Origin of the sequence: Kocuria arenosa (assembly GCF_042879215.1) — a bacterium.
In the GTDB taxonomy this organism is placed as follows: domain Bacteria; phylum Actinomycetota; class Actinomycetes; order Actinomycetales; family Micrococcaceae; genus Kocuria; species Kocuria arenosa.
Window position 1 is genome coordinate 1 of record NZ_JBHZTA010000007.1, and the last position, 25,850, is coordinate 25,850.

Genomic DNA, 25,850 nt, shown 5'->3' on the forward strand with positions numbered 1-25,850 from the left:
TAGGACACCGCCGGACCACACCACCAAGGGTCGAGCCCCCGCACACCGTGCGGGGGCTCCCCGCATTTAACCCACCCTTGCCGTTGAATCCCCTCCCACCACGGCCTATGGTCGAGGACCAGGGTCCGGTGGAACGAGGAGGAGCCGTGCGGCGGAGCAGACTGATGGCAGCAGTGATCGGAACGACCGCCCTGATGCTCGCCGGCTGCGGCGGGGGCGAGGGCGCCGGGGTCGAGGAGACGCCGGCCACTGCAGAGACGTCGGCCGCCGCGGAGGCCGGTGCCGGCTCCCGTGCCGTGCTCCGGGACGCGGAGGGCGCCGAGGTCGGCAGCGTCAGCTTCTCGGAGGTCTCCGCCGGCACGGAGGTCGTGGCCGAGGTGCAGGGGCTCGAGCCGGGCTTCTACGGCCTGCACGTGCACGCGACCGGTCTCTGCGAGCCGGACAGCACCGCACCGGGCGACCCCGGTACCACGGGTGCCTTCCTCTCCGCCGGCGGCCACCTCGGGGGTGCGGACGCCGAGCACCCCGAGCACACCGGAGACCTCCCTGCTCTCCTCGTGACCGAGGACGGGCTGGGCTTCCTCACGGTCGTCACCGACCGCTTCGGCGTCCAGGACCTCGTGGCCGACGAGGACGGCAGCGCCGTGATGATCCACTCGGGCCCCGACAACTACGCCAACGTCCCGGAGCGGTACGCCCCCGACGGACCCGACGAGGCGACCCTCGGCACGGGCGACGCCGGGGCGCGGCTGGCCTGTGGCGTCGTGGAGTGACCGCGGTCCGTACCGGCGGCGGGTGAGGCCCCGCTCCCGCGGCGGCGTCCTTCGCTACCCTGGGAGGGTTCCTGCCGTACGCCCTCGAGAGGGGTCTCCCACCATGCCCGACGTCAGTCCCGCCACCGCCCGGATCAACGGGGTCACCATCGCCTACACGGACCGGGGGGAGGGGCCGGTGCTGCTCCTGCTGCACGGCCACGCCTACGACCGGAGCATGTGGGCCCGGCAGATCGAGGTGTTCGCCGGCCGCGGCTGGCGGGTGGTCGCCCCCGACCTGCGCGGCTTCGGCGAGTCGGAGGTCACCGAGGGGATCGTCTACACCGAGGAGTTCGCCGACGACGTCGACGGACTGCTCGAGCACCTGGCGGTCGACCGGGCGGTGGTGGTCGGGTTCTCCATGTCCGGGCAGGTCGCCATGGAGCTCCTCCACCGGCACCCCGGCCGGGTGCGAGCACTGGTCGTCAACGACACCGTCCCCGAGGCGGAGGACACCGCTGGCCGGCGACGCCGCCACGTCACGGCGGACGCCATCCTGACCGGCGGCATGGAGGTGTACGGCCGCAACGTCCTGGCCAAGATGGTCGCCGAGTCCACGGTGGAGTCCCGGCCCGAGGTGGCGGCGGAGGTGCTGGCCATGCTCCAGGGCGCTCCCGCGAAGGGGGCCGCCGCGGCGATGCGGGGGCGCGCCGAGCGCCGGGACTTCACCGAGCTGCTCCGCGGCGCCCGGATCCCCGTGCTGGTCGTGGTGGGCGCGGACGACGCCTTCGACGGCGGCGCCGGCCGGCGGATGGCGGAGCTGGCACCCGGGGCGGAGCTCGTCGTCGTCGACGGCGCCGGGCACACCCCCAACATCGAGCAGCCCGCCGCCTTCGACGACGCCCTGGACGCCTTCCTGCGCCGTCTCGACGCCTGAGAGCGGGCCGCCCCGCGGCGTCGTGTCCTCGTCCCCCGTGCTCCCCGAGCGGTCCCACCGCCGCGGGGGCACGGGGTGGCCTGTTCTCTCAGAGAGAACCGGTGTCATCTCGGCGGAGTAGTCAGTATGCTGTTCACACACCGCACGACGAGAGGAGTGGGCATGACCGAGACGAACGACGGAAACCCCGAGGACGCCGACCGCGAGACGGTGGACCAGCTCGCGTTCCAGAACCCCGTGACGCGATACCCCGTCCTGTCGCCCCCGACGCAGGACCAGCCCGAGCCGGGCCTGGACGTCGAGCTCGAGCCGAGGACCGACCGCGGGGAGTTCTCCTACCGGGGGACCGGCCGCCTGGAGGGGCGCAAGGCCCTGATCACCGGGGCGGACTCGGGCATCGGCGCGGCCGTCGCGATCGCGTTCGCCAAGGAGGGCGCCGACATCGCCCTGAACTACCTCCCGGACGAGGAGCCCGACGCCCAGGTCGTCAAGGCCGTCATCGAGAAGGCCGGTCGCACGGCCGTCCTCCTCCCCGGTGACCTGTCCGACAAGGACTTCTGCGCGACCCTGGTCGAGAACGCCGTGTCCGGCCTGGGCGGGCTCGACATCCTCGTCAACAACGCCGGCAAGCAGGTCGCGGTCGAGAGCCTCGAGGACCTGAGCGACGAGCAGCTGGTCGACACCTTCACGGTCAACATCCTGGCGATGTTCCGGATCACCAAGGCGGCGCTGCGGCACCTGCCCGAGGGGTCCTCCATCATCAACACGACGTCGATCCAGGCCTACCAGCCGTCGCCGGAGCTCCTCGACTACGCGTCGACCAAGGCGGCGATCAACAACTTCACCAAGGGCCTCGGCCAGCAGCTGGCACCCAAGGGCATCCGTGTCAACGCGGTGGCGCCCGGACCGTTCTGGACCCCCCTCCAGGTCTCGGACGGGCAGCCGAAGGACGCGCTGCCCGAGTTCGGGCAGTCGACGCCCCTCGGCAGGGCCGGCCAGCCCACCGAGCTCGCCCCGGCCTACGTCTTCCTCGCCTCGTCCGAGTCCAGCTACGTCATCGGGGAGACGCTGAACGTCAATGGCGGCAGCCCGTCGCCGTGAGACCCGCCTTCCGTGCGGCCACCGCGCGGAAGACGCGCCGATCCGGCGGAGGGACTTGGTTCAGTGGAGCCTTCGACCTAGGCTAGGACCAGCCCGCACCATCAGTGGACTTATGAAGTGTTCCAGAAAGGCGGAATCATGACCACCAATCCCTATGACCCGACCCCCTACGACGCCGGCTCGAGCCACGCCGCGCAGACCGGCACCAGCTCCAAGAAGGACGTCGCGGCAGAGCAGACCAAGGCCGAGGCGAGCCAGCTGAAGCACGAGGCCGCCGACTCCGGCCAGCGCGTCAAGGAGACGGCCAAGGAGCAGGCCGGAGCCGTGAAGCAGGAGGTCACCGCTCAGGCGCAGAACCTCCTCGGCCAGCTCCGGAGCGACCTCAAGGACCAGGTGGCGCCCCAGCAGGAGCGCATCGCCTCGAGCGTCCGCTCCGTGAGCGACGAGATCAGCGCCCTGTCCCGTGGTGAGAAGCCCGAGACCGACTTCGTGTCGGGCCTGCTGGGCAACGTCTCCGGCCGGGTCGACTCCTTCGCCTCCTCCTTGGAGAACAAGGACGCCAAGGACCTCCTGGCGGATGTCCGCCGGTTCGCGGCGCGTCGTCCCGGCACCTTCCTGGCCGTGGCCGCCGGCGTCGGGCTCCTCGCCGGCCGCGCCACCCGCGGCGTCAAGGACAGCGACGAGATCGCGACCGACCGCCAGGGCGCCAAGGAGTTCTTCGGCGTCTCCGGCCAGCAGGGCCAGGGCACGCCGGCCGGGGCGGGCGTCGCCACGGGCGCCGTCTACGACCAGGGCTACGATCGCAACCTCACGGCGACCGAGACCTCGGGCTACACCCCCGCCGACCCCTACGCCTACCGCTCCGACGAGCAGGGCGAGGCAGCCCGGACCTACACCGACCGCGTGCCCGGCACCGTCTACCCGGACCAGGAGGGCGACCGTCGATGAGTCACCCCATTCCTCCCTCGGACGCTGAGAACAGGGCTGAGCACGAGTCGCTCGGCGAGATGTTCAAGTCGCTGAGCACGAACCTCTCCACCCTCATCCAGCAGGAGATCGCTCTCGCCAAGGCTGAGGCGACCCAGACGGTGCAGGAGGCCAAGGAGTCCGCCAAGAGCACGGGCAAGGGCGCCGGCATGCTCGCCGGGGCAGGCGTGGCCGGTCACTTCGTCCTCCTCTTCCTCTCCCTCGCCCTCATGTGGGGACTGAGCAACCTCGTGGACAGCCTCGTCTGGGCGTCCGTCATCGTGGCGGTCCTCTGGGCCATCATCGCCGGCATCCTCGCCGCGATGGGCAAGAAGAACCTCAACGAGGGCAAGCGGGAGATGGCCGAGGCCACCCAGGACCCGCTGCCCCTGACCCGCGAGACGGTCACCGAGATCCCGGAGACCGTGAAGCCCTCCAAGAAGGAGAACCGATGAGCCAGCAGAACCCCGAACAGATCCGTGCCGACATCGAGGCCACTCGTGCTCGCCTCAACTCCGACGTCGATGCCGTCGCCGAGAAGGTGACGCCCGATCGCGTCGTCGAGCGGCAGAAGGACAAGGTCCGCGGCAAGGTCCAGGACACCGTGCAGGGAGTGAGGGAGCGAGTCATGGGTTCTTCCGGCGACGAGTTCACCGTGGGCGGCTACTCCACCGGTGACGTCAAGGGCGAGGCGGCCCACCGTGCCGACCAGGCCCGCGACGCCGTGCAGAACGCCCCGGCCGCGGCCAAGGCGAAGACGCGCGGCAACCCGCTGGCCGCCGGTCTGATCGCCCTCGGCGCCGGATGGCTCGTCGGCTCGCTGCTGCCCTCCACCCAGAAGGAGCAGGAGCTCGTCGCCGACGCGGCGGACCGGGTCCAGCCCCACGCCCAGCACGTGGTCGAGTCCGCGAAGGGCATGGCGCAGGAGGTCGCCCAGGACCTGAAGGAGCCGGCCCAGGAGGCCGCGCAGTCCGTCAAGGAGACCGCGCAGTCGGGCGCCCAGGAGGTCAAGTCGCAGGGCCAGGACGAGGCCCAGCAGCTGAAGTCCTCCGCCCAGGGTTCCGCGCAGTCCGTCAAGGACGAGACGAAGAACGCCTGAGCATCGCCCGGCCGCCCCGCGGCCGGGACCCGGTGACGCACCGGCACGACGAAGGCCCCGGATCGACGATCCGGGGCCTTCGTCGTGGCCGGGGAGCGGTCAGCGGGCCCGGGCGACCTGCCCGAGCAGCCCCGGGAAGTAGCCGGAGAGGTAACCGCGCTCGGTCGGGTGCAGGTTGTGGTCCCCCGCTCCGGGCCCGAAGAGGATCCACGGGTCCGCCGAGCCGACGCCGTGGCCGCGGAAGCGGTCGGTGACGTCCACGAAGACGGCGCCCTCCTCCTCCACGGCCGCCGCGAGGGCGGCATTGAGCTCGTCGGTCCAGTCGTTGAGCTGGGCGGCCCGCTCGGCGGAGAGCAGCGGGGTGTCCTGCCGGTCGTCGAAAAGCCACGGATAGCCCAGCACCACGATCCGCGCGTCCGCCACAGCGTCGATGGCCGTGACGGTCTCGGCCGCGGAGGCGGCGGCGCCGGCGATGAGCGAGGGCGCCTGCGCGAGCATGGCTTCGCACGGCCCCGGGCCGTACTGGGCCTCCGCCGGAGCACTGCACGCCTGGATGAACCGGCCCCACCTGATGTCGTTGCCCCCCATGGTCAGCGTCACCACGTCGGCCTCCGCGAGGGCGTCGCCCACGAACGGCACGGAGACGAGGCCCCGCACGTCCTCCGTGGTGGCGCCGGCGCAGGCCGCGTCCAGGGTCACCTCGATGCGGGGGTGGGACTCCAGCTTGTCGACGTGGTCCCGTCCCGTCCCCTGGGCGCAGCCGGGAAGGTCCTCGACCTGCTGGTAACCGCCCGTGCCGAAGGCCGCGGAGTAGGAGTCGCCGAGGTTGACGAGCTCGATGGTGCGCGGTGCCGCGGCGGCCGGGGAGGCGGCCGTGCCCGCGAGGGCAAGCGCCGAGGCCAGGGCGGTGACGGTGCGGCGGAGGGGGGCGGAGCGCATGGTGAGGACCTTTCGGGAGGGGCGGCGCCTCCCGGGGGCGGCGCCGTGGCGGCGGACGCCGGCAGTTCCCCGAATTTACAGTCGCGACGACCCGGACGGAAGATGTGCCTCGGTGTCCTGCGCCCAGGCCTCCGCGAGGGTCGCCATGGAGCGGAACACTTGGTCGGCGGAGGGCGAGGCGGGGGCGATCATGAGCTCGTCAGCGTCCGCCGTCGTCGCGAAGTCCTCCAGGTAGGACCGCACCTCGGCGCCCGTGCCCGCGGTCGACCAGTGCAGCATGTGCAGGATCTGCTGTCCGGCGGGGCTGTCCATCACCATGTCCAGCTCGGCCTCGCTCAGCTCGCGGCCGCGGCCCACCATGGCGCGCACCCGTTCGCGCCGGGCGGTCCCGAGCTGCTCGGCGGCGTCCTCGGCGGTGTCCGCGGCGATGACGTTGACGGCGGCGATGACGTACGGCTCCGCGAGCTGCTCGGAGGGCCGGAACGCGGCACGGTAGACGGCCACGGCGTCCACGAGGGCGTCGGGGGCGAAGTGGGACGCGAAAGCGTAGGGCAGCCCGTAGGCGGCGGCGAGCTGGGCGCCGAACAGCGAGGACCCCAGGACGGTGAGAGGCACGTCCGTCCCCGCGCCCGGCACGGCGCTGACCCCCGGGACGATCGAGTGCCCGCTGAGATAGCCCTGCAGCTCGCGGAGGTCCTGGGGGAACTGCTCGGCGGCGGAGGGGTCGCGGCGCATGGCCCGCACCGTCCGCAGGTCCGTGCCGGGGGCCCGGCCCAGGCCCAGGTCGATGCGCCCGGGGTGCAGCTCGGCGAGCGTGCCGAACTGCTCCGCGATCACCAGGGGGGAGTGGTTGGGCAGCATGACGCCGCCCGCCCCCAGGCGGATGGTGGAGGTGTGCGCCGCGACGTGGGCGATCAGCACGGCCGGGGCCGAGGAGGCGATCGTGGGCATGTTGTGGTGCTCCGAGTACCAGACCCTCGAGTATCCCAGGCGCTCGGCGTGCTGGGCGAGCCGCACGGAGTCGGCGAAGCTCTCGCCCACGGACGCGCCCTTGCGGACGGTGGCGAAGTCGATGACGGACAGGGGCAGCGGCACGGCGGACCTTTCACGGGGATCAGGAGACCCTCCACGCTACTCCTCTCCGCCCGGGGCCGCCGTGGCCGGGCGCACACCGGCGCCGCCCGGGGGAGCGCCGCGCGCGGTGTCGGCGGTCGCGGCTACGCTCGGCGGCATGACCGACCCCTCGATCCCGTTCTCGGCGCCCGAGCTGTTCGAGCTGCCGCGGGAGCGCGCCGAGATCGCCCCCGGTGCCGTCCACGTCCCGGACTGGCTCGGGCCCGGAGAGCAGCAGGAGCTCGTGCAGCACTGCCGGGAGTGGGCCGTGGGCCCGGTGCCCATGCGGCACGCGGTGCTCCCGGGAGGCGGCCGGATGTCGGTGCGCTCCACGACGCTGGGCTGGGACTGGGCGCCCTACCGGTACCTGCGCACCGGGGAGCGCAAGCGCGCACCGGACATGCCCCCGTGGCTGACCGCGCTGGGCCGCCGGGCCGTGCTGGAGGCCTACGGGCCCGGCAGCCCGGACGCGCAGGACTACCGGCCGGACACCGCTCTGGTGAACTACTACGACGCCGCCGCCCGGATGGGCATGCACCAGGACAAGGACGAGGCCTCTGCCGCGCCCGTCGTCTCCCTCTCCCTCGGGGACGCCTGCGTCTTCCGCTTCGGGAACACGCAGACCCGCTCGGCGCCGTACCGGGACGTGGAGCTGCGCAGCGGCGACCTCTTCGTCTTCGGCGGCCCCTCCCGCTACGCGTTCCACGGAGTGCCGCGGGTCCGCCCCGGCACGGGGGCGGCCGCGCTGGGCATGAAGGGCGGGCGGCTGAACCTGACCCTCCGGATGACGGGCCGGGCCCGGCCGGACCGCTGAGCCCCGTGCCAGACTGGCGTCATGGAGCTCCCCGACCCCGCACCGGCCCACCTCGTCGACCCTGCGGCCCCGGACGCCGAGGACGTCGGCGCCTACCGCCTGCTCGCCGCGGACATCGCGTCCGGCGTGGCCGTCGTGGCCGCCCGGCACCGGCGGCGGGACGTCGCCGCGACCGTGACCGGGTTCCTCGACGTCTCCTACGACCCGCCCACCATGCTCGTGAGCCTCTTCGAGGAGGGGCGGATCTGCGACGCCGTGGAGTCCTCCGGCGCGTGGACGCTCTCCGTGCTGCGCCGGGACCAGGAGGGCGTCGCCAACTGGCTCGCCAGCCCGGGCAATCCCGTGGAGGGCCTGCTGGACGGGGTGGACTTCCGGCGCGCGCCGCGCTCGGGGGCCCCCGTGCTGGAGGGGGCGCTCGCGTGGTTCGAGCTCTCCACCGTGGCCGTGCACACCGCCGCGACGCACCGGATCGTCGTGGGCGAGGTGACCGCGATGGGCCGCGGGGTCGCCGAGGCACAGGCCGACGACCCGCTGGTGCACTACGCCCGCGGTTACCGAAGCCTGGCCCGGTGACCCGGGGGCGCCGGACACGGCAACGGCGCCCGTGCAAGACTGTGACGTCGGGTGAACCCCGTCCCGTCAGCGGCGGAATCGATTGACTCCCGCTCCGGTTCCGGTCGTAGCGTGGACGGGTGGGGCCGCCCGGCGGCATCCACCCACAGCTCTCCACGGAAGGACTCCCATGGCGGCCCAGCACCACGAACGCCGGCCTCGTCGAGGGCACGACGACGGCGCGTCCCTCGGCGGCACGCCGGAGCAGACGCCTGCGCGGACGGCGGAGGAGTCCCGGCTGAGCGCGGTCCCACCGCCCGGTCCGCCGGCCGAGCGCGCGGCCGCGGAGGTCGCCGACCTCGAGATCCCGGCCGACCACCTCCAGGACCTCGAGCACGTGGGCGAGGCGTTCAAGGCGGCCTTCGCCCACCACCCGGCGGGGGTCGCGATCATCACCGCACGGGGCCCCGAGGGGCCGGTGGGCCTGACGGCGTCCTCGGTGTCCTCCGTGTCGGCCGTCCCGCCGATCCTCGGCTTCTCGTTGCAGGCCCGCCAGGGCTCGGCCGCGCTGCTGGCCGAGGCCGACTCCTTCCTGGTGCACCTGCTGGACGCCGAGAACCTGGACCTCGCCCGGTCCTTCGCCGTCTCCGGGGCGCCGCGCTTCGGCGCGGACATGCCCTGGGAGTACCTGGAGACGGGGGAGCCCCGGCTGCTGAGCGTCGCCCGGGTCCTGCGCGCGATCCCGCTGGCCCGGATCAAGGCGGGGCCCGCCCTCGTGTTCAACGCCGCCGTGGTCGACGTCCTCGGCCACGAGGGCACCGGCGTCCCGCTCGTCTACCACCGCCGCCGGTTCCACGAGCTCAACGACCGCTCCGCCCTGGACCCCGAGGCCTGAGCGTCCGGCGGCGGGGTCCGAGCCGACGTCCGGAGATTCGTCCGACCTTGTTGTTGACACATCACCAAGATGCTCCTAGAGTAGTTGACGAAGCAACCACCTGCTCGTCGCTCACCCCAAGGAGAACACCATGTCCCAGCTCAACGGTCTCGTCCCCGGTTCCTGGACCTTCGACCCCGCCCACTCCGAGGTCGGCTTCACCGTCCGCCACGCCGGCATCTCCAAGGTGCGCGGCACCTTCGGTGAGGTCGACGCGCAGCTCGAGGTCACCGACCCGGTCGAGAGCTCGACCCTGAGCGCCACGATCCAGATGGCGACCATCGACACCAAGAACGCCGACCGCGACGCCCACGTGCGCAGCGCCGACTTCTTCGCGGTCGAGGAGCACCCCACGATGACCTTCACCTCGACCGCCGTGGCGTTCGACGGCGAGGAGGGCACGATCACCGGTGAGCTGACCATCAAGGACGTGACCCGCACCGTCGAGCTCGCCACCGAGTTCAGCGGCGTGGTCGTCGACGCCTTCGGGGTGACCCGTGCCGGCTTCTCCGCCGAGACCACCATCTCCCGCAAGGACTTCGGCATCACCTGGAACGCCGCGATGGAGGCCGGCGGGGTCCTCGTCTCCGACAAGGTCGTCATCAGCCTCGACGTCGCGTTCACCGCGCCGCAGAACGACCCCGAGGAGACCGTCGAGGGCCAGGAGGCCGTCTCGGCCCGCGCCTGAGTCCCCGACGAGCGCTCCGCGCACGACAGTGGCCCGCACCCCGGGAGGGGGGCGGGCCACCGTCGTCGGTGCCGTGACCGGGGCTAGCGGAACTGCTGCGCCAGGAACCAGAGCGCGGGGCCCGCGATCAGCAGCAGCAGCGCCCACCGGCGCAGCCGCACCTCGAACGTCGCGGGATCGAGCCTCCGGCCGTCCCCCGGCCGGGACTCGGCGATCTCGTCCTTGAGGGGCTTGGGGGAGGACTCGTGCGGGTCCTCGGAACCGGTGCCGGGGCGGGACACCGAGGTCACCGCCACTTCGTCGTCATGATCAGTCCCACCATCATCAGGGCCAGACCGACCCCGATGTTCCACGTGCCGATCCCGGGCACCGGGTAGGTGCCCTGGAAGAGGTAGTAGACGATGAGCCACAGCAGCCCGACCACCAGCAGGCCGAGCATGATGGCCTTGTACCAGGTGGGCGTCGGGGCATGGGCCTCCGGGGAGCCGTGCCGGGAGCGCTCGGTGAGCTCCTGCGCCACCGCGTTCGCCGTGGCCTCCGGGTCGAAGGCGGTGGAGCCGCCGGGCAGCCCCTCCGCCGCGAGCCGCACCAGCTCCGCGTCGACGGGCGGGGCGGCGGCCGGGGCGGTCCGTCCGGAGCCGCCCGGACGGCGGGTCGGCTTCTTGCGGCGGTTCTTGGACTCGGGCACTGATCCTCCTGGTCACCAAGCGGGCCGTCTGCACGGCGGGGGGGGTCCGGTGCACCAGTCTAGCCGCCCGGTGCGTGCCTTCCCGCGGGCGCGTAAGCTGGACGGGCGCACGCGCCGAGAGGCACCCCACTCCCAGGAGATCCTGTGACCGTCAAGATCCTCGTCGTGGACAACTACGACAGCTTCGTCTACACCCTCGTCGGCTACCTCGAGCAGCTCGGCGCCGAGACCACGGTGATCCGCAACGACGACCTCGACGAGGCCGCCGCGTGCGCGCTTGCCGACGAGCACCAGGGCGTCCTCCTCTCGCCCGGGCCGGGGGCTCCCGCCGACGCCGGCGTGTGCACCGCCCTGATCCGCCACGCCGAGCAGACGCAGCAGCCGCTGCTCGGCGTCTGCCTCGGCCACCAGGCCCTCGCGGAGGCGTACGGGGGGACCGTCACCCACGCCGAGGAGCTCATGCACGGCAAGACCTCCCGGGTGGAGCACAACGGCACGAGCGTCTTCGGCGCGGTGCCCAGCCCCTTCACGGCGACCCGCTACCACTCGCTCGCCGTGGTGGACCAGTCCGTGCCCGACGTCCTCGAGGTCACCGCACGCACCCCGAACGGGGTGATCATGGGGCTGCGGCACAAGAGCGCCCCGCTGCACGGGCTGCAGTTCCACCCCGAGTCCGTCCTCACCGAGGGCGGCTACCTCATGCTCGGCAACTGGCTCGAGCTCGTGGGACTCAAGGGCGCGGCGCGGGCCGCCGCGTCGCTGTCCCCGCTGATCACCGTCTGACCGCGCGCCGCCCGCCCGCGCGGGTCCTCGCCCCGGCGCCTCCTCGGCCCGGCCGCTAGTCGCGCCGGGACTCGCGCTCCGCCGCCCGGTCGAGCGCCTCGCGCGCCCGCTCGGCCGCGCGCTCCGGGATGCTGTCCTGCTCGCCGTCGTCGAGCGCCTCGGCGTCGGGAGAGTCGTTTGGGGGCGTGTCGGCGGATTCGTCCGGGGAGGCGCCGGGCTCGGACGCGTCCTCGTCGTCCGGTGCGACGGTCTCCTCCGGATCCTCCTCGTCCTCGGTCGCCTCCGGGGAGGGCGACGGGGTGGGCGAGGGGGTCGGCTCCGGGATCGGCTCGGGCTCCGGGGTCACCGCCACGGTGAGCGTGATCGTCGATCCCTGCGGTGCGGACTGGCCGGCGTCGACGCTCTGGTCCACGACCTGCCCCGCCGGCACCCCGGCCCGGGGGGTCGCGACGACCTCGGACGACAGGCGGACCGCGTCCTCGCCGAGGGCGGCGACCGCCTCCTCCCGGCTCAGGCCCACGAGCTGCGGCACGGTCACCCGTCCCGTGGACAGCACGAGCTGCACCTCCGAGCCGCTCGGGACGGTGGTCCCGCCGGCCGGGTCGGTGGCGACCAGCATCCCCTGGGGCACCCACGAACTGTTCGCGGAGCGGGTGGCGCCGGGCTCGAGCCCGGCGGACTCCAGGGCGTCCCGCACGTCCTCCTCGGACCGGCCCACGAGGTCGTCGGGGACCTCCACCCGGGAGGGCCCCCTCGAGACGCCGAGGACCACGGTGGAACCCTCCTCGACCTGCGTGTCGGCGACGGGGTCGGTGCCGACGACGTCGCCCTCGGGCACCTCGTCGTCGAAGACCTCCTCGCGCTGCGGCACCAGCTCCGCGTTGCGCAGCACCGTCTCGGCCACCGACGCGTCCATCCCCGCCACGTGGGGGACGGCGACGAGCGCGGGTCCGCCGCGCTGGTCCTGGACCCACTGGAGGGCCACGACCCCGAGGACGGCGAGGACCGCGAGGGCGAGCAGGGCGATCAGCGCCGTGCGCAGGGGACCCCGCCGGGGGCGCCGGGCGGGGGTCGAGCCGCCCGCCGGGCCGCTCGCGGCCACCGGCGACGCGACGACCGCCGCGCCCGCCGCCGTCGGCGGTTCCGCCGCCGCGGCTGGCACGGGAACGGGAACGGGCGGGAGGGTCTTCGTGTCCTCGTCCCGCTGCCGCACCGCGTGCAGGGGCTGAGTGGCGTCCAGGTCCCCCGGCACCGCCGGGCGCAGCTCGCGCAGCGCCCGGCGCATCTGCCCGGCGTCCTGGAAACGGGCGGAACGGTCCTTGGCGAGGGCCTTCGCCAGGAAGTCGTCGACGCGTCCGCCGAGCCGGGGGTCCAGGTCGGAGGGCGCGGGGGGACGGTCCCGGACGTGCTGGGCGGCGATGTCCACCGAGGACCCGCCCACGAACGGCGCCCGCCCCGTGAGCATCTCGAAGAGCACGCACGCGGCGGAGTAGAGGTCGGAGCGGGCGTCCACGGACTCGCCCCGGGCCTGCTCCGGGGACAGGTACTGCGCGGTGCCGAGGACCGCCTGGGCCTGCGTCAGCGCCGGCGAGGTGTCCTCCACGGCCCGGGCGATGCCGAAGTCCATGACCTTGACCTGCCGCTCCGGGGTCACGATCACGTTGGCGGGCTTGATGTCCCGGTGGACGATGCCCGCCCGGTGGCTGTACTCCAGGGCGTCGAGGATGCCCAGCGTGATGTCCACGGCCTCCTGGGGCGTCACGGCGTTCTCGTGGATCAGCTCCCGCAGGGTCCGGCCGGGCACGTACTCCATCACGATGTACGGCCGGTCCACGCCCTCGTCGGTCGCCGCGAGGATCTCCCCCGTGTCGTAGACCGAGACGATCGAGTGGTGGTTCAGGGCGGCCACGGACTGCGCCTCGCGCTTGAACCGCTCGTGGAAGGTGCCGTCCCGGGCCAGCTCCGGGCGCAGCACCTTGATGGCCACCCGCCGGCCCAGCCGCAGGTCCCGCCCGAGGTGGACGGTGGCCATCCCGCCGCGGCCGATGGTCTCGCCCACCTCGTAGCGGTCGTTGATCAGGGAGGGGACGGGGTTCCGGCCCGGCACGGCTCAGCCCTCCTGGCCGGGTCCGGTCGGTGTCGCGGTGGGCGAGGGCGATCCGGTGGTGGGGTCGGGGGAGGTCTCGGGCGCCGCGGCGACCCACATCTCGATGGTGTCGCCGGGGCGGACGGTGGACCCGCCCAGGGGCTGGGTGCGCAGCACGGTCCCGGGCTCGGCGTCCTCGGTGGTCTCGTCGTAGCGGATGATGTTCACGCCCAGGAACCGGATCTCGTCGATCAGCGGGTCGGCGGCCCGGCCGACCATCCCGGAGGGGAGCTCCACGGTGTCCGGGCCCGTCGAGTAGACCACCGTGATGGTGGTGCTCCGTGCCACCTGGCCCACGGGGTTCAGCGACAGGACGGTGTTCTCCTCCTCGTCCGCGGTGCGGCCCTCCCGCTCCACGGGGAAGCCCAGGTCCGAGAGCTCCTGCACCACCTCGTCCACCGGCCGGCCCTCGTACCGGGCGGCGAGGACCTCCACGGTGTCCGCCGCGCCGGGCGGCTCCGCCGCCGGAGTCGTCGGGGCGCCGGGCACCGCCGAGGTGGAGACGGTGCCCGTGGGGGACGGCTCCTGGCTCACGGGCGCCGGGTCGCGCAGCAGGAAGAACCACAGCAGTCCCGCCACCACGAGCAGCACCAGGAGCACCGGCAGCAGCCACGACCACACCGAGCGGCGCCCGCGGCGCTCCTCGGGGCGGACCGGATCGGTGCCGGGGCCCCGGGCGTCGTCCTCGGGCCCCCGCGGACCGTCGACGACGTCCAGCTCGGCGGTGATGGGCCGCGGCGCTCCGGCCGCGGCGGCACCGGTGGCCGCGGCGACCGCGGTGCTCTCGCGGTCCAGCACCTGCGTCGGCTCGTCGCGCACCGGTTCGAACGCCTGGGTGGCGTCGTCGTCGGGCAGGTCGAGGAACGGGCGCATCCCGGGGACGGCCGCGACCGCCGCGTCCTCGTCCCCGCGGCGGATCGCGTCCACGGCGGTGGCCAGCGCGCCGGCCGTGGCCGGGCGGTCCGTGGGGTCCTTCGCCAGCATCGACATCAGGAGCGCCCGCACGGTCTCGGGCACGCTGTCCTTCAGCGGCGGCGGCGGGTCGTTGACCTGTGCGAGGGCGATCGCGATCTGCGACTCCCCGGTGAAGGGACGGCGCCCGGCCAGGCACTCGTAGCCGATGATGCCCAGGGAGTAGATGTCCGAGGACCCCGTGGCGGTCTGGCCCGTGGCCTGCTCCGGCGCGAGGTACTGGGCGGTGCCCATGACCTGCCCGGTGGCCGTGAGCGGCACCTGGTCCGCCAGGCGCGCGATCCCGAAGTCCGTGACCTTCACCCGGTTGTCCGGGGTGATGATGAGGTTGCCGGGCTTCACGTCGCGGTGCACCAGCCCCTGGGCGTGCGCGGCCGCCAGCGCCCGGGCCGTCTGCCCGATGTAGTTGAGCACGGTGTCCGGCGCGAGCGTCTTCTGCCGCTCGATGATGTTGGACAGCGGCTCGCCCGGGACCAGCTCCATCACGAGGAAGGCGGAGCCCTCCTCCTCGCCGTAGTCGAAGACGTTGGCGACACCGGGGTGGTTCAGGAGCGCGGTGTGCCGAGCCTCCGCCCGGAAGCGCTGCAGGAAGTTCGGGTCCCCGTTGTACTCCTCCTTGAGGATCTTCACGGCCACGATCCGGCCCAGGACCTGGTCCTTGGCCTTCCACACCTCACCCATGCCGCCGATCGCGATCCGATCGGTCAGTGCGTAGCGCCCGCCCAGGACGGTGCTCGACGATGGTCTCACTTGTTCAACACCGCCTCGAAGAGTCGCTTGGCACCCGGACTGGTCAGCGAGGCGCCCGTCGCCACGTCCACGTCCTCGAAGACGACGGCGAGGGCCACCTGGGGGTCGTCGGCCGGGGCGAAGCCCGTGAACCAGGAGTCGTTGAGGCCCTCGTCCGAGCCGATCTCGGCGGTGCCCGTCTTCCCGGCCACCTCGACCCCCGGGACGGCCGCGCCCCGGGCGATGCCGTCGTCGACGACCTCGACCATGAGGTCCGAGACGGTCCCGGCGACGTCCGCGCTCGTGGAACGGCGCAGCTGCTCGGGGTTGAGCTCCTCGATCACGGACAGGTCGGCGGAGCGCACGGTGCGCACGAGCTGGGGCTTCATCTGCACGCCGTTGTTGGCGATCGTGGCGCTCATCATGGCCACCTGCAGGGGCGTGGTGCGCACGTCGTACTGGCCGATCGAGGACAGCGCGAGCTGGGCCTCGTTGAGCTCCTCGGGGAAGACCGACGGGGTCACCTGGAGCGGCACCGAGAGGGGCTCCCCGTAGCCGAAGTTCCGGGCGGTCTCCCGGATCGCGTCCTCCCCGAGGTCCAGGGCGATCGAGGCGAACGGCGTGTTGCAGGACTGCTCGAGCGCGAACTCCAGGTCCGCCTCCGTGCGGGCGGTGCACCCGCCGCCCACGTAGTTGGGCAGGGTCACGTCGGTGGCGGGCAGGGGCAGCTCCTGGGGGTTCGGGATCAGGGTCTCCGTGGTGTAGTCCCCGGACTCGAGGGCGGCCACGGTGTCGATGATCTTGAACGTCGAGGCGGGGGCGTAGAGGTCGCCGGCGACGGCCCGGTTGACGAGGGGCTCCTCGGGGTCCGCGTTGAGCCGTTCCGCGGCGGCGATCACGGAGCCCGAGTCGTGCGAGGCCAGCTCGTTGGGATCGTAGCCGGGGCTCGAGACCATGGCGAGGATCGCGCCCGTCTCCGGGTCCAGCGCCACGACCGAGCCCTTCCGGCCCTCGAGCACCTCGGCGGCGGTCTGCTGCAGCACCGGGTCGATGGTGAGCTCGACCGACGCGCCCGTGGGCTGGTTCCCGGAGAACATCGACACCACGCGGTCGTAGAACTGCTCGTCGGAGGCGCCGGAGAGCTCCTCGCCGAGGGCCGCCTCGAGTCCCGTGGCGCCGTAGACGAGGGAGAAGTAGCCCGTCAGGTGCCCGTACGTCAGCGGGTCCGCGTAGACGCGCTGGTACTCGAAGTCGTCCTCCGAGGGCACGGAGGACGCCTTCGGGTCGCCGTCCACGAGGATCGCCCCGCGGTCCGCGCCGAACTGGTCGTAGAGGCTGCGGTTGTTCCACGGGTGCGCCTCGAGGGTGCGCGCCGCGACGAACTGCACGTAGGTCAGCGCGAGGAGCAGCACCGTGAAGATGGCCACGCCGGCCACCCAGGTGTGTCGGATCGCCCGGTTCACGATGCTCCTCCGTTCTCGGTGCTCCGGGACCCGCCGGGGCTCCGGCGGTCCTTGTCGGTGAGGCGGGACATCGCCTCGGTGGGGGTGCCGCCGTCGTGGTCCGCGTCCTCGGCGTCCCGGTGCCCGCCCGGGCCCGCGGCCGTGATCGGCTCGGTGGCGGCGGTGTCGGCGGGCACCGCCGGACCACGGGCGGTGTCGGGCTGGGCGCCCCGCCGCCCGACGGCACGGTCCTCCCCGTCCGCCGGCGCTCCGTCCTGCTCGGGCCCGTCCGGCTCCTTCCCGCGGCGGTCCCGGCGGCGCTCCAGGCGCTCGGCGCGCTCCTGCTCGTCGCGCCGCGCCGCCTCCCGCAGCGCGGCCTCGTGGGCGGCGACCTCGGCGAGGTCGGCCTCGGTGGCCGGACCGGTGACCACGGGCCGGCGGGCGGTGTGGGAGATCGCCAGGATGATCGCCGCGATGATCCAGTTGGACAGCAGCGAGGAGCCGCCGGCGGACATGAACGGGGTGGTCAGCCCGGTCAGGGGGATGAGGCGGGTGACCCCGCCCACCACCACGAACAGCTGCAGGATGATGACCGCGGACAGTCCCGCCGCCAGCAGCTTGCCGAAGGAGTCGCGGGTGCCCAGGGCGGCCCGGAAGCCCCGCGTGACGAACAGGAAGAACAGCACGAGCACGGCGCTCAGGCCGATCAGCCCCAGCTCCTCGCCGAACGCGGTCATGATCATGTCCGAGTTGGCGTAGGAGACGAGGTCCGGCCGGCCCTGGCCGAGCCCCTGCCCGAAGAGCCCGCCCGAGGAGAGCCCGAACAGGCCCTGGACGATCTGCCCGGAACCGCCCGGGGCCCGGTTGTACACCTCCGGGTCGAACGCGTTGAGCCAGGAGTCGAGGCGCGCCGCGACGTGGCCGAAGACCTGGCTCGCGAAGAACCCTCCGACGGCCACGAGCAGCAGCCCGATGACGATCCAGCTCAGCCGGCTCGTGGCGAGGTAGATCATGGCCACGAACAGGCCGAAGAACAGGATCGCGGAACCGAGGTCCCGCTGGAACACCAGCACGCCGATCGCGATGATCCACGCCGCGAACATCGGTGCCATGTCCCGGAACCGCGGCAGGCGCACCGGGCCGATCTTCTTGCCGGCCAGCAGGATGAGGTCCCGGTTGGTCGAGAGGTAGCCCGCGAAGAAGACGGCCAGGGTGATCTTGGCGACCTCGCCGGGCTGGAAGGTGCGCCCGCCCACCGAGATCCAGATCCGGGCGCCGTTGAGCTCCAGGCCGAGACCGGGCAGGAGGGGCAGGAGCAGCAGCAGCCCGCTGAGCACCAGGCAGATGTAGGTGATCCGCCGCAGCACCCGGTGGTCCTTGAGGAACCAGAGCACCAGGCAGGCGGCGGTCATGGCGAAGGCCGTCCACACCACCTGCGAGCCCGCGGCCGTCTGGTCCGTGGTGAGGTCGATCCGGTGGATCATGGCGATGCCCAGCCCGTTGAGGGCCACCACGATCGGCAGCACGTAGGGGTCCGCGTACTTGGCCCGCAGCCGCAGCACCACGTGCAGGACCAGCGCGCCGATGCCCAGCACCAGCCCGGAGACGAGGATGTGCGGGTCTCCCGAGCCCAGCTGGTCGGGGTCCACGAGGACGTTGGCGCCCACGCCGATGCCCACGGCGAGGACGAGCAGGAGCAGCTCGGTGAGCCGCCGCGGCTTCTGCTGGGCCTCGACCTGCTCCTCCTGGGGGACGGTCCCGGCGGGGGCGCTCATCCGTCACCGCCCGGCGAGGCGGCGGGCGAGGCGGTGGGGGAGGCCGCGGGCGAGGCGGTGGCCCGCTGCACGGTGCCGGTCGGGCGCGGCTCGGGACCGCTGGTCTCCTCGGGCATGGACTCGCGCAGCTCGCGCACGATCCGCTCCGCCTCCTCGAGGCTGCCCGCGGGGATGGCGTTGCGCACCCGTTCCTGGGCGAAGCCGGGGAGGTCGTCGACCCGCAGGTCCGTGGCGCGCTCGAGGTCGCTGAGGCTCACGGGCCCGAGCGACTGGGAGACGCCGTTGTAGATCGCCACGTTGCCCTGCTGCTCGCCGACGTAGTACTGGGAGCTGATCCAGCTGCTCGTCAGCCAGCCCCCGGCCACGAGCAGCAGCCCGGCCGTGGCCAGCGCGAGCACGGCGACGGCGCGCCGGTGGCGGCGCCGGCGCGGGGACGGGACGGTGGCGTCCGCCCGGTGCAGCGCCGACTCGACGTCCCGCGGGTCGGCCAGGGTGTCGGGAGCGGAGGTCTGCAGGAGGGTCGCGCGGCGCTCGAGGACGCTGTCGCTCACGGTGGGGATGCGCCCGGTCTGGGTGGCGTTGGCGGCGGCCCCCACGAGCAGGTGGGGGCGCGCGGCGAGGTCGCGGCGCAGCGCGGCGGCCGAGGACTCGGCGGCGCCCTGCGTCCCGGCGTCCCCGGTGATCTCGTCCGAGGTGCGTGCGGACTCCGGGTCCGGGACCGCGCCGCGCGCCTCGCCGGCCTGCGGCACGGGGGCGGTGTCGTCGGTCTCGAAGACCTGGACGACCACCACGGTCACGTTGTCGGGGGCCCCGCGGTCCAGGGTCAGTTCCACGAGCGTGTCCACGATCTGGTTGAGGTCGTCGGTGGAGCCCAGCACGGACTCGATGGTCTCCGGGCGGACCACGGCGTTGAGCCCGTCCGAGCACAGCAGCCAGCGCTCGCCGCTCTCCGGGCGGAGGGTCTCCACATCGATCTCGGGGGAGGCGTCGACGTCCCCGAGCACGCGCATCAGGACGTTCTTGTGCGGGTGGGACTCGGCCTCGTCCGGGCGCAGGCGGCCCTCGTCGATGAGCCGCTGGACGAAGGTGTGGTCCTTGGTGACCTGGCGGAACTCGTCCCCCCGGAGCCGGTACGCGCGGGAGTCCCCGATGTGGGCCACGACGAGCTCGTCCCGGTCGGCCAGCAGGGCCGTGACGGTGGTGCCCATGCCGCCCAGACGGGTGTTGCCCAGGACCAGCTTGGCGAGGTTCTGGTTGGCGTTCTGGATCTCGTCCGTGAGCACGGTGGCACCGTCGCCGTGGTGGTCGGGCCGGTCGAGGCTCGTGAGGTCCATGACCGCGGAGGCCGACGCGACGTCCCCGCCCACGTGCCCGCCCATGCCGTCGGCGACCACGGCGAGGTGGCGGCCCGCGTAGGCGGAGTCGTCGTTCTTCGAGCGGACCCGGCCCACGTCGGACCGCGCGGCGTAGCGGAAGGCGATCGCCATGCGTCAGGACCTCAGTTCCAGGACGGTCTTGCCCACCCGGAACGAGGTCCCGGGCTCGAGCGGCACGGCCCGGGAGAGGCGCTGCTGGCCGACGTAGGTGCCGTTGGTGGAGCCGAGGTCCTCGAGGAACCAGCGGGAGCCCTGCGGGAACAGCCGGGCGTGGCGACCCGAGGCGTAGTCGTCGCCGAGGGGCACGGTGGCCTCGGGGGAGCGGCCCAGCAGCACGGGGGCGTTGCCCAGGGGGTAGCTGCGGCCGCGGAGCGGGCCGTCGAGGACGACCAGGGTCTGGGGACGGGAGCGCTGCCCGGTGGTGGGACCCGCGGCCGGCGGCACCGGGTCCTCCGCGGGGCCCCGGCGCTCGGCGCGGGACCTCGAAAGCACCGCCGGGAGCTTCCCGCCGACCGCCAGGTCACGTCCCTGGCTGGCGACGATGCTGAAGATGAAGATCCAGAGCAGGGCCAGGAACCCGAAGCGGAGGAGGGTGACGGTGAGTTCGGACATTCAGCGGTTCCCCTTCGGGGTCAGGAGGCGGAACGTGATCCTGGTCCGACCCATGGTGATCACGGAACCGTTGACCAGCTCGGTGCGGCCGATCACCCGTTCCCCGTCCACGTAGGAACCGTTGGTCGAACCGAGGTCCACGGCCACGAAGTGCTCGCCCTGCCGCCGGATCTCGAGGTGCCTGCGGGACACGCCGGTGTCCTCCACGGTGATGTCCGCCTCGGCGGAGCGGCCCAGCACGATCGAGTCCGCGTTGATGGAGAACCGTGCGCCCTCGACGTCGAGCACCGGGATCCAGTGCTGCACGGGCACGGACCGCGTCGGCTCGTCCTCCTCCCGGCGGTGGCCGCGGGCGATCCGCTGCCCGCTCGGGGTGGCGGGGGTGTTGGGCGACTCCGCGGTGCGCTGCGCCGAGGAGTGGACGCGGAACTCACCGGCCTCCACCTCCGGGTTGCGGGTGAAGGACACCTTCACCGCCCCCTGGAGGGTGTAGGCCTGGCTGCGGGCGTGCTTGATGACGACGTCGCACAGCTCCTCCGCGAGCGGCGTGCCCCAGTCCTGGGCGCGGGGGAAGTCCTCGTCCGAGAACTCCACGACGAAGACGTTGGGGGCCATGGTGCGGCCGGCGGAGATCGTGAACGCCTCCTGGTCGAGCTCCCGCCGCAGGGCGCTGGCGATCTCGACCGCCTCCACCCGCTTGCGGGAGCCCGTGGCGAAGGTGGCGCGGACGGCCTTCTCGATGTTCTTCTCGAGGCTCTCGAGAAATCCCATGCCGCCTCCTTCCTGGCGTCGATCACGGTGCGCATGCACCCGGTCCCGGGTCAGGCGTTCTCCAGGATAGTAGACGCGACGCCTGAGAGCCGCGTGGGCGGAGGCAGGCGCGGCGGGAGGCCCCTTGCCAGGACGCTGTGCCGGGGGAACAATTCTGGTATGAAGCACACTGATCAAAAGACCCTCTCCCTGGCCGCTCTCGCGCTCTCGGCGCTCCTGCTGACCGGATGCGGTGACGGCGGTGGCGGTGGCGGCGAGGAGACCACGGACGGAGCCGGGACCAGCGCCCCCGCGGAGCCCACGGGCACCGAGGGTCCGACCGCCGGCGACGAGAGCGCCACGCCCTCGGGCACGGCGACCGGCGACGAGAGCGCCTCCGCGACCCCCTCCATTTCGGCCACCGGCGACGGGAGCGCCTCCGCGAGCCCCTCGGGCACCGCCACCTCCTCGCCGGGCGCGGGGGGCGAGGCCGCCGCCGTGGCGGGCGCGGTCGTGGCCGCCGAGGAGGCGGTGACGGGCGGCCAGGTGTTCGAGATCGACCGCAAGGACGACGAGGGCGGCTGGGAGGTCAAGCTCGCCGTCGGTGACCGGGAGAAGGAGGTCGACGTCGCCCAGGACGGCTCCGAGGTCACCCCGCAGGAGGGCGACGACCAGCTGGACCAGGAGGACCGCGAGCGGATCGCCCAGGTGCAGGTCCCCATGGAGGACGCCGTCCGGACCGCGCTGGACGAGGTCGACGGCACGCTCGACGGCGCCCAGCTCGACACGGAGGACGGCACCACCGTCTGGGAGGTCGACATCGACGACCCCGAGGGCACCTCGGTGGACGTGTACGTCAACGTGGCCAACGGCTCCGTCGTCAAGGTCGATCGCTGACCCGGTGACCGGGAGCCCGGGGCGCTCCGAGCAGCGGCAGCTGCGGCTCACGTTCCTGGGGCTGCTCATGGCCGTGCTGCTGGCCGCCCTCGACCAGACGGTCGTGGCCACGGCGCTGCCCTCGATCGTCGGGGACCTCGACGGGCTCGACCGGATCTCCTGGGTGGTCACGGCGTACGTGCTCGCCGCCACCGTGGGCCTGCCGGTCTACGGGAAGCTGGGCGACCTCTACGGGCGCAAGCGGATCTTCCTGGTGGCCGTCGTGGTCTTCCTGCTCGGCTCCGTGCTCTCGGGCGCCGCCCAGGACATGACCCAGCTCATCGTCTTCCGTGCCCTGCAGGGCACGGGCGGCGGCGGCCTCCTGATCGGGGCGCAGGCGATCATCGCGGACCTCGTGCCCGCTCGTGAGCGCGGCAGGTACATGGGCGTGATCGGGGCGGCCTTCGGCCTCGCCTCGGTGAGCGGGCCGCTGATCGGCGGGTTCCTCACGGACCTCGTGAGCTGGCGGTGGGTGTTCTACATCAATCTGCCCCTGGGGCTCGTGACGCTCCTGTTCATCCCCCGCTTCCTGCACCTGCCGCACGTCCCCCGGGGGCGGGTGCGGCTCGACGTGCTGGGCACGGCGCTGCTGGCGCTGGGCAGCGTGGCCTTCGTGCTCCTCACCACGTGGGCCGGCACGGCGTACGCGTGGTCGAGCCCGCGGATCCTCGGCCTCGCCGGGGCGGCCCTGGTGCTCGGTGTCCTGTTCGTGCTGGTCGAGCGCCGCGCCCCGGAGCCGATCGTCCCGCTGCACCTGTTCCGCGTGCGCAACTTCGTGGTGCCCACCGCGGCGGCCGTCGGCATGGGCGTGATCATGTTCGCGACGATCACCTACCTGCCCACCTACCTGCAGATGGTCGACGGCGCGTCGGCCACCGGCGCCGGCCTGATGATGATCCCCGTGACGGTCGGGATGCTCGTCGGCACGATCGGCACCGGCCGCCGCATCGCGCGGACGGGTCGCTACAAGCACTGGCCCGTGCTGGGCTCCGTCGTGATGGCCGCCGGTCTCGCGCTGCTCGCGCTGATCGACGAGACCACCCCGTACGCCCTGACGGCCGCGGGGATGGCCGTCACCGGTCTCGGCATCGGCTGCCTCATGCAGAACCTCGTCCTGATCGTGCAGAACGCGGTGCCGCCCGCGGAGGTGGGGGCCGCGACGTCGTCGTCGAACTTCTTCCGCCAGATCGGGGCGTCCTTCGGCATCGCCGTGTTCGGCTCCGTCCTCGTCGCCCGGCTCGACGACGCGCTCGCGGGCCGCGCCGTGCCCTCCCTCGACGTCGACGCCCTGAGCCCCCAGGTGCTCGCGGGCCTGCCCGCCCCGGTCCAGGAGGCCGTCGCGCAGGCCTTCGCCCAGTCGCTGCCGCCGATCTTCCTGTGGGGCCTGCCCGTGGCGGCGGGGTGCCTCGTGCTGTCCCTGCTCATCGAGGAGATCCCGCTGGGCACCACCGTGTCCGCCGCGCAGGAGGAGACGCCGGGCCCGTCCACGGAGCCCGCCGGGACCGGTCGCGGCGGTGCCGGTGGCTAGGCTGGTGCCGGAACCGCCACCGGATGCTTCAGGAGCAGCACATGACCGACCCGCGCCCGTTCACCACCGCCGACCTCTACGACGAGCGCGGGGAGCAGCTGATGTCCTGTCCGCGCCAGTTCCTCGACCTGGGCGGGGTGGCCGCGTTCACCGGGCCGGTGCGCACGGTCCGCTGCTTCCAGGACAACGGCCTGGTGAAGGCCGTGCTGAATTCCCCGGGGGAGGGCGCGGTCCTCGTCGTGGACGGCCACGGCTCCATGGGCACCGCGCTCATGGGGGACATGATCGCGGAGTCCGCCGTGCGCAACGGGTGGGCAGGGGTCATCATCAACGGTCCCGTGCGGGACCGGGTCGCCCTGGCCGGGCTGCCCCTCGGGGTCAAGGCCCTGGGCTCCAATCCGCGCAAGTCCGCCAAGGACGGCGTCGGGGAGCAGGACGTGCCGGTCGTCATCGAGGGCGTGACCTTCCGCCCGGGCCGGACGGTGTGGGCCGACGAGGACGGGATCCTCGTGGAGGGCTGAGCGGCGTCCGCTCGGCCGGCCCGGTCCAGCCGTCCGGTCAGCGGGCGTGGTGGGTGAGGCTGCCGCCGCGGTAGGTCGCGCGGACGCCGATGTGCTCCACCGAGCCGCCGCGCCGGTGCACCTCGAGGGGGTTCTCCTCCAGCACCACCAGGTCCGCGAGCTTGCCGGGGGCGAGCGAGCCGATCCGGTCGGACATCCCCAGCGCCTTCGCGGCCCCGGACGTGTAGGCGGCGAGGGCGTCCAGCACGTCGAGCCGCTCCCCGGCGGGGCCGAACCGCAGCCCGTCACCGTCGAGGCGGTCGGTCCAGGCCTGGACCGAGCGCAGGACGTCGCCGTCGGCGACCGGGCGGTCGGAGCTGCCCGCGATCCGCACCCCGGCCTCCAGGAAGCTGCGGCCACGGTAGGTCCAGTCCGTGCGCTCGGGTCCCAGGAGCCGGCGGAACTGGGCGGCCATGGGGCGCAGGAAGCCGATCTGGGGGGTCACGACGATCCCCGCGGCCGCGAGCCGCGGCAGCTGGTCCGGGCGGGTGATGCTCGCGTGCTCGATCCGGTTGGGCACCCGGTGGCGCCCGTGCTCGTCCTGGCACCGGGTGATCACGTCGATCGCGAAGTCGATGGCCCGGTCCCCGATCGCGTGGGCGGCCACCGACCAGCCCGCACGGTACGCGGCGTGGATCGCCTCGGCCATCTGCTCGGGGTTCTCCTGGAAGTAGCCCGTGGAGTGGCCGCCGCAGAAGGCCTCGGTCACCGCGGCGGTCTCCCCGAGCAGCGAGCCGTCCACGAACACCTTGACCGGTCCGAGCCTCAGCTCGTCGTCGCCGAAGCCGGTGCGCAGCCCGAGGTCGAGCCCGCGCTCGGAGCCGTCCCCGAGTCCGCCGATCCCGTGCAGGACGTCCAGCACGGGCATCACCTGGGCCCGGGCGTGCAGAGCGCCGGCGTCCCTGGCCTGCTGGTAGGCCTGCAGCTCGGAGGGGTTGTGCCCGATCCACCCGGCGCCCACCCCGGCCTCCGCGAACGTGGTGATGCCCTCGGCGGCGTAGCGGGCGGTGGCGCGGTCGAGCGCCGCCACGATCCTGTGCAGCGGGTAGGGGCGGAACAGCTCCTGCACCACGGCCTGGGCGGTCTCCTCGACCAGGCCCGTGGCGCGGCCCGTGTCGTCCCGCACGACCCGCCCCCCCACCGGGTCCGGGGTTCCCGGGGTGAAGATCTCCGCCCGGCGCAGCGCCTCGGAGTTCACCACCGCCGCGTGGCCCGAGGTGTGCCGGACGAACAGCGGCGTGCGGCCGGTGAGCCGGTCGAGGACGTCGATGTCGGGCAACGACCCGCCCACGGTGGACGGGAGGAAGCCGGTGGCCATGAGCCACTCCTCGTCCCGCGGCTTCGCGGCCATCCCGCGCTCCAGGGCCGCGTAGAGCTCGTCCAGGGACGTGCAGCCGGAGAGGTCCACCTCCGCCAGGCCCAGCCCGAACCACGCGGTGTGGCAGTGCGCGTCCACGAACCCGGGCAGCACGGTGGCCCCGCCGAGGTCCACGGTCTCGGCCGCCGGCACGTCGGGGTCGTCGAGGACCACGATCCGCCCGCCGTGCACGCCGAGGCTCGACGCCGCGGGGCGGTCCGGCTCCATGGTCAGGAACGTGGCGTTGACGAGCAGGAGGTCGAGCTGCATGGGCATCCTTTCCGCGGGGCTGCCCCCATCG

At 73.3% G+C, this 25,850-nt stretch carries 26 protein-coding genes; 14 read left to right on the forward strand and 12 right to left on the reverse strand.

Features of this window, described 5'->3' with window-relative positions; genetic code table 11:
• The first annotated feature begins 164 nt into the window (after positions 1 to 164).
• From ACFYE3_RS12435 to ACFYE3_RS12460, 6 genes are all read left to right on the forward strand, one after another.
• Entirely contained in the window at positions 165 to 773 is a 609-nt protein-coding gene (locus ACFYE3_RS12435; RefSeq protein ID WP_387609567.1) for a superoxide dismutase family protein, read from the forward strand.
• A gap of 103 nt (positions 774 to 876) precedes the next feature.
• Positions 877 to 1,689 carry an alpha/beta fold hydrolase gene (locus ACFYE3_RS12440; protein WP_387609569.1) on the forward strand — a complete coding sequence of 271 codons (813 nt, stop codon included), beginning with the start codon at positions 877 to 879 and terminating at the stop codon, positions 1,687 to 1,689.
• Between the two features lie 162 nt (positions 1,690 to 1,851).
• Positions 1,852 to 2,790 (forward strand): SDR family oxidoreductase, encoded by a 939-nt coding sequence (locus ACFYE3_RS12445; RefSeq protein WP_387609571.1) that lies wholly within the window; start codon positions 1,852 to 1,854, stop codon positions 2,788 to 2,790.
• Positions 2,791 to 2,928: 138 nt separating this feature from the next.
• A complete protein-coding gene (locus ACFYE3_RS12450) occupies positions 2,929 to 3,738 on the forward strand; it encodes a hypothetical protein (RefSeq protein WP_387609573.1) in 810 nt (269 codons plus the stop codon).
• The gene (locus ACFYE3_RS12455; protein WP_387609575.1) at positions 3,735 to 4,211 is read left to right on the forward strand and encodes a phage holin family protein; all 477 of its coding nucleotides are present in this window, start codon (positions 3,735 to 3,737) and stop codon (positions 4,209 to 4,211) included. Before ACFYE3_RS12450 ends, ACFYE3_RS12455 begins: the two co-directional genes overlap by 4 nt.
• Positions 4,208 to 4,855, forward strand: a complete 648-nt coding sequence (locus ACFYE3_RS12460; RefSeq protein WP_387609576.1) for a DUF3618 domain-containing protein — start codon at positions 4,208 to 4,210, stop codon at positions 4,853 to 4,855. Before ACFYE3_RS12455 ends, ACFYE3_RS12460 begins: the two co-directional genes overlap by 4 nt.
• 99 nt (positions 4,856 to 4,954) lie before the next feature.
• On the opposite strand, the gene ACFYE3_RS12465 is transcribed toward ACFYE3_RS12460, so the two are convergent.
• Both ACFYE3_RS12465 and ACFYE3_RS12470 read right to left on the reverse strand, forming a co-directional pair.
• Entirely contained in the window at positions 4,955 to 5,794 is an 840-nt protein-coding gene (locus ACFYE3_RS12465) for a GDSL-type esterase/lipase family protein (protein ID WP_387609579.1), read from the reverse strand.
• 75 nt (positions 5,795 to 5,869) lie between these two features.
• Complete coding sequence (locus ACFYE3_RS12470) at positions 5,870 to 6,889, reverse strand: LLM class flavin-dependent oxidoreductase (protein ID WP_387609581.1); 1,020 nt, start codon at positions 6,887 to 6,889, stop codon at positions 5,870 to 5,872.
• 136 nt (positions 6,890 to 7,025) lie between these two features.
• On the opposite strand from ACFYE3_RS12470, the gene ACFYE3_RS12475 reads away from it, so the two are divergent.
• The 4 genes from ACFYE3_RS12475 (at position 7,026) to ACFYE3_RS12490 (ending at position 9,895) form a co-directional block, all read left to right on the forward strand.
• On the forward strand, positions 7,026 to 7,721 hold the full coding sequence (locus ACFYE3_RS12475) for an alpha-ketoglutarate-dependent dioxygenase AlkB family protein (RefSeq protein WP_387609584.1): 696 nt from the start codon (positions 7,026 to 7,028) through the stop codon (positions 7,719 to 7,721).
• 21 nt (positions 7,722 to 7,742) lie between these two features.
• Positions 7,743 to 8,294 (forward strand): flavin reductase family protein, encoded by a 552-nt coding sequence (locus ACFYE3_RS12480; RefSeq protein WP_387609586.1) that lies wholly within the window; start codon positions 7,743 to 7,745, stop codon positions 8,292 to 8,294.
• Positions 8,295 to 8,463: 169 nt separating this feature from the next.
• Positions 8,464 to 9,168: a flavin reductase family protein gene (locus ACFYE3_RS12485; RefSeq protein ID WP_387609588.1), complete on the forward strand. Its 705-nt coding sequence runs from the start codon at positions 8,464 to 8,466 to the stop codon at positions 9,166 to 9,168.
• A gap of 130 nt (positions 9,169 to 9,298) precedes the next feature.
• Positions 9,299 to 9,895 carry a YceI family protein gene (locus ACFYE3_RS12490; RefSeq protein WP_387609591.1) on the forward strand — a complete coding sequence of 199 codons (597 nt, stop codon included), beginning with the start codon at positions 9,299 to 9,301 and terminating at the stop codon, positions 9,893 to 9,895.
• An 83-nt stretch (positions 9,896 to 9,978) separates the two neighbouring features.
• Here ACFYE3_RS12490 and ACFYE3_RS12495 read toward each other — a convergent pair whose 3' ends face one another.
• Together ACFYE3_RS12495 and ACFYE3_RS12500 are read right to left on the reverse strand one after the other, a co-directional pair.
• The gene (locus ACFYE3_RS12495; protein WP_387609593.1) at positions 9,979 to 10,185 is read right to left on the reverse strand and encodes a hypothetical protein; all 207 of its coding nucleotides are present in this window, start codon (positions 10,183 to 10,185) and stop codon (positions 9,979 to 9,981) included.
• Positions 10,182 to 10,583 carry a cell division protein CrgA gene (locus ACFYE3_RS12500; RefSeq protein WP_387609596.1) on the reverse strand — a complete coding sequence of 134 codons (402 nt, stop codon included), beginning with the start codon at positions 10,581 to 10,583 and terminating at the stop codon, positions 10,182 to 10,184. The genes ACFYE3_RS12495 and ACFYE3_RS12500 overlap by 4 nt, the downstream gene beginning before the upstream one ends.
• A gap of 144 nt (positions 10,584 to 10,727) precedes the next feature.
• Between ACFYE3_RS12500 and ACFYE3_RS12505 the strand changes: the two genes are divergently transcribed.
• Entirely contained in the window at positions 10,728 to 11,366 is a 639-nt protein-coding gene (locus ACFYE3_RS12505) for an anthranilate synthase component II (protein WP_368822876.1), read from the forward strand.
• A gap of 55 nt (positions 11,367 to 11,421) precedes the next feature.
• On the opposite strand, the gene pknB is transcribed toward ACFYE3_RS12505, so the two are convergent.
• The 7 genes from pknB to ACFYE3_RS12540 are packed head-to-tail and all read right to left on the reverse strand — an operon-like array spanning position 11,422 to position 21,189.
• Entirely contained in the window at positions 11,422 to 13,473 is a 2,052-nt protein-coding gene (gene pknB / locus ACFYE3_RS12510; RefSeq protein ID WP_387609598.1) for a Stk1 family PASTA domain-containing Ser/Thr kinase, read from the reverse strand.
• A gap of 3 nt (positions 13,474 to 13,476) precedes the next feature.
• Positions 13,477 to 15,234, reverse strand: coding sequence for a protein kinase domain-containing protein (locus tag ACFYE3_RS12515; protein WP_387609601.1), 1,758 nt, complete (start codon positions 15,232 to 15,234; stop codon positions 13,477 to 13,479).
• Entirely contained in the window at positions 15,231 to 16,676 is a 1,446-nt protein-coding gene (locus ACFYE3_RS12520; RefSeq protein ID WP_387609604.1) for a peptidoglycan D,D-transpeptidase FtsI family protein, read from the reverse strand. Before ACFYE3_RS12520 ends, ACFYE3_RS12515 begins: the two co-directional genes overlap by 4 nt.
• On the reverse strand, positions 16,673 to 18,430 hold the full coding sequence (locus ACFYE3_RS12525; protein ID WP_387609607.1) for an FtsW/RodA/SpoVE family cell cycle protein: 1,758 nt from the start codon (positions 18,428 to 18,430) through the stop codon (positions 16,673 to 16,675). The genes ACFYE3_RS12520 and ACFYE3_RS12525 overlap by 4 nt, the downstream gene beginning before the upstream one ends.
• A complete protein-coding gene (locus tag ACFYE3_RS12530; RefSeq protein WP_387609609.1) occupies positions 18,427 to 19,917 on the reverse strand; it encodes a PP2C family protein-serine/threonine phosphatase in 1,491 nt (496 codons plus the stop codon). Before ACFYE3_RS12530 ends, ACFYE3_RS12525 begins: the two co-directional genes overlap by 4 nt.
• A gap of 3 nt (positions 19,918 to 19,920) precedes the next feature.
• Positions 19,921 to 20,418: an FHA domain-containing protein FhaB/FipA gene (locus ACFYE3_RS12535; RefSeq protein WP_387609611.1), complete on the reverse strand. Its 498-nt coding sequence runs from the start codon at positions 20,416 to 20,418 to the stop codon at positions 19,921 to 19,923.
• Complete coding sequence (locus ACFYE3_RS12540) at positions 20,419 to 21,189, reverse strand: FhaA domain-containing protein (RefSeq protein WP_387609614.1); 771 nt, start codon at positions 21,187 to 21,189, stop codon at positions 20,419 to 20,421.
• A 159-nt stretch (positions 21,190 to 21,348) separates the two neighbouring features.
• Here ACFYE3_RS12540 and ACFYE3_RS12545 point away from each other — a divergent pair, with 159 nt between their 5' ends.
• Genes ACFYE3_RS12545 through rraA form a run of 3 tightly spaced genes read left to right on the forward strand, consistent with a single transcriptional unit; the run spans position 21,349 to position 24,153 of the window.
• Complete coding sequence (locus ACFYE3_RS12545; RefSeq protein ID WP_387609617.1) at positions 21,349 to 22,065, forward strand: PepSY domain-containing protein; 717 nt, start codon at positions 21,349 to 21,351, stop codon at positions 22,063 to 22,065.
• A 4-nt stretch (positions 22,066 to 22,069) separates the two neighbouring features.
• On the forward strand, positions 22,070 to 23,632 hold the full coding sequence (locus tag ACFYE3_RS12550; RefSeq protein ID WP_387609619.1) for an MDR family MFS transporter: 1,563 nt from the start codon (positions 22,070 to 22,072) through the stop codon (positions 23,630 to 23,632).
• A gap of 41 nt (positions 23,633 to 23,673) precedes the next feature.
• Complete coding sequence (gene rraA / locus ACFYE3_RS12555; RefSeq protein ID WP_387609622.1) at positions 23,674 to 24,153, forward strand: ribonuclease E activity regulator RraA; 480 nt, start codon at positions 23,674 to 23,676, stop codon at positions 24,151 to 24,153.
• A gap of 37 nt (positions 24,154 to 24,190) precedes the next feature.
• On the opposite strand, the gene ACFYE3_RS12560 is transcribed toward rraA, so the two are convergent.
• Positions 24,191 to 25,819, reverse strand: coding sequence for an amidohydrolase (locus ACFYE3_RS12560; RefSeq protein WP_387609625.1), 1,629 nt, complete (start codon positions 25,817 to 25,819; stop codon positions 24,191 to 24,193).
• Positions 25,820 to 25,850: the final 31 nt, after the last annotated feature.

Coding starts and splice junctions, on each gene's coding strand:
- ACFYE3_RS12445 (WP_387609571.1), top strand. CDS start 1,852: ATGACCGAGACGAACGACGGAAACCCCGAGGACGCCGACCGCGAGACG.
- ACFYE3_RS12535 (WP_387609611.1), bottom strand. CDS start 20,418: ATGTCCGAACTCACCGTCACCCTCCTCCGCTTCGGGTTCCTGGCCCTG.
- ACFYE3_RS12440 (WP_387609569.1), top strand. CDS start 877: ATGCCCGACGTCAGTCCCGCCACCGCCCGGATCAACGGGGTCACCATC.
- ACFYE3_RS12485 (WP_387609588.1), top strand. CDS start 8,464: ATGGCGGCCCAGCACCACGAACGCCGGCCTCGTCGAGGGCACGACGAC.
- ACFYE3_RS12465 (WP_387609579.1), bottom strand. CDS start 5,794: ATGCGCTCCGCCCCCCTCCGCCGCACCGTCACCGCCCTGGCCTCGGCG.
- ACFYE3_RS12490 (WP_387609591.1), top strand. CDS start 9,299: ATGTCCCAGCTCAACGGTCTCGTCCCCGGTTCCTGGACCTTCGACCCC.
- ACFYE3_RS12455 (WP_387609575.1), top strand. CDS start 3,735: ATGAGTCACCCCATTCCTCCCTCGGACGCTGAGAACAGGGCTGAGCAC.
- ACFYE3_RS12450 (WP_387609573.1), top strand. CDS start 2,929: ATGACCACCAATCCCTATGACCCGACCCCCTACGACGCCGGCTCGAGC.
- ACFYE3_RS12475 (WP_387609584.1), top strand. CDS start 7,026: ATGACCGACCCCTCGATCCCGTTCTCGGCGCCCGAGCTGTTCGAGCTG.
- rraA (WP_387609622.1), top strand. CDS start 23,674: ATGACCGACCCGCGCCCGTTCACCACCGCCGACCTCTACGACGAGCGC.
- ACFYE3_RS12460 (WP_387609576.1), top strand. CDS start 4,208: ATGAGCCAGCAGAACCCCGAACAGATCCGTGCCGACATCGAGGCCACT.
- ACFYE3_RS12435 (WP_387609567.1), top strand. CDS start 165: ATGGCAGCAGTGATCGGAACGACCGCCCTGATGCTCGCCGGCTGCGGC.
- ACFYE3_RS12540 (WP_387609614.1), bottom strand. CDS start 21,189: ATGGGATTTCTCGAGAGCCTCGAGAAGAACATCGAGAAGGCCGTCCGC.
- ACFYE3_RS12480 (WP_387609586.1), top strand. CDS start 7,743: ATGGAGCTCCCCGACCCCGCACCGGCCCACCTCGTCGACCCTGCGGCC.
- ACFYE3_RS12525 (WP_387609607.1), bottom strand. CDS start 18,430: ATGAGCGCCCCCGCCGGGACCGTCCCCCAGGAGGAGCAGGTCGAGGCC.
- ACFYE3_RS12530 (WP_387609609.1), bottom strand. CDS start 19,917: ATGGCGATCGCCTTCCGCTACGCCGCGCGGTCCGACGTGGGCCGGGTC.
- ACFYE3_RS12545 (WP_387609617.1), top strand. CDS start 21,349: ATGAAGCACACTGATCAAAAGACCCTCTCCCTGGCCGCTCTCGCGCTC.
- ACFYE3_RS12560 (WP_387609625.1), bottom strand. CDS start 25,819: ATGCAGCTCGACCTCCTGCTCGTCAACGCCACGTTCCTGACCATGGAG.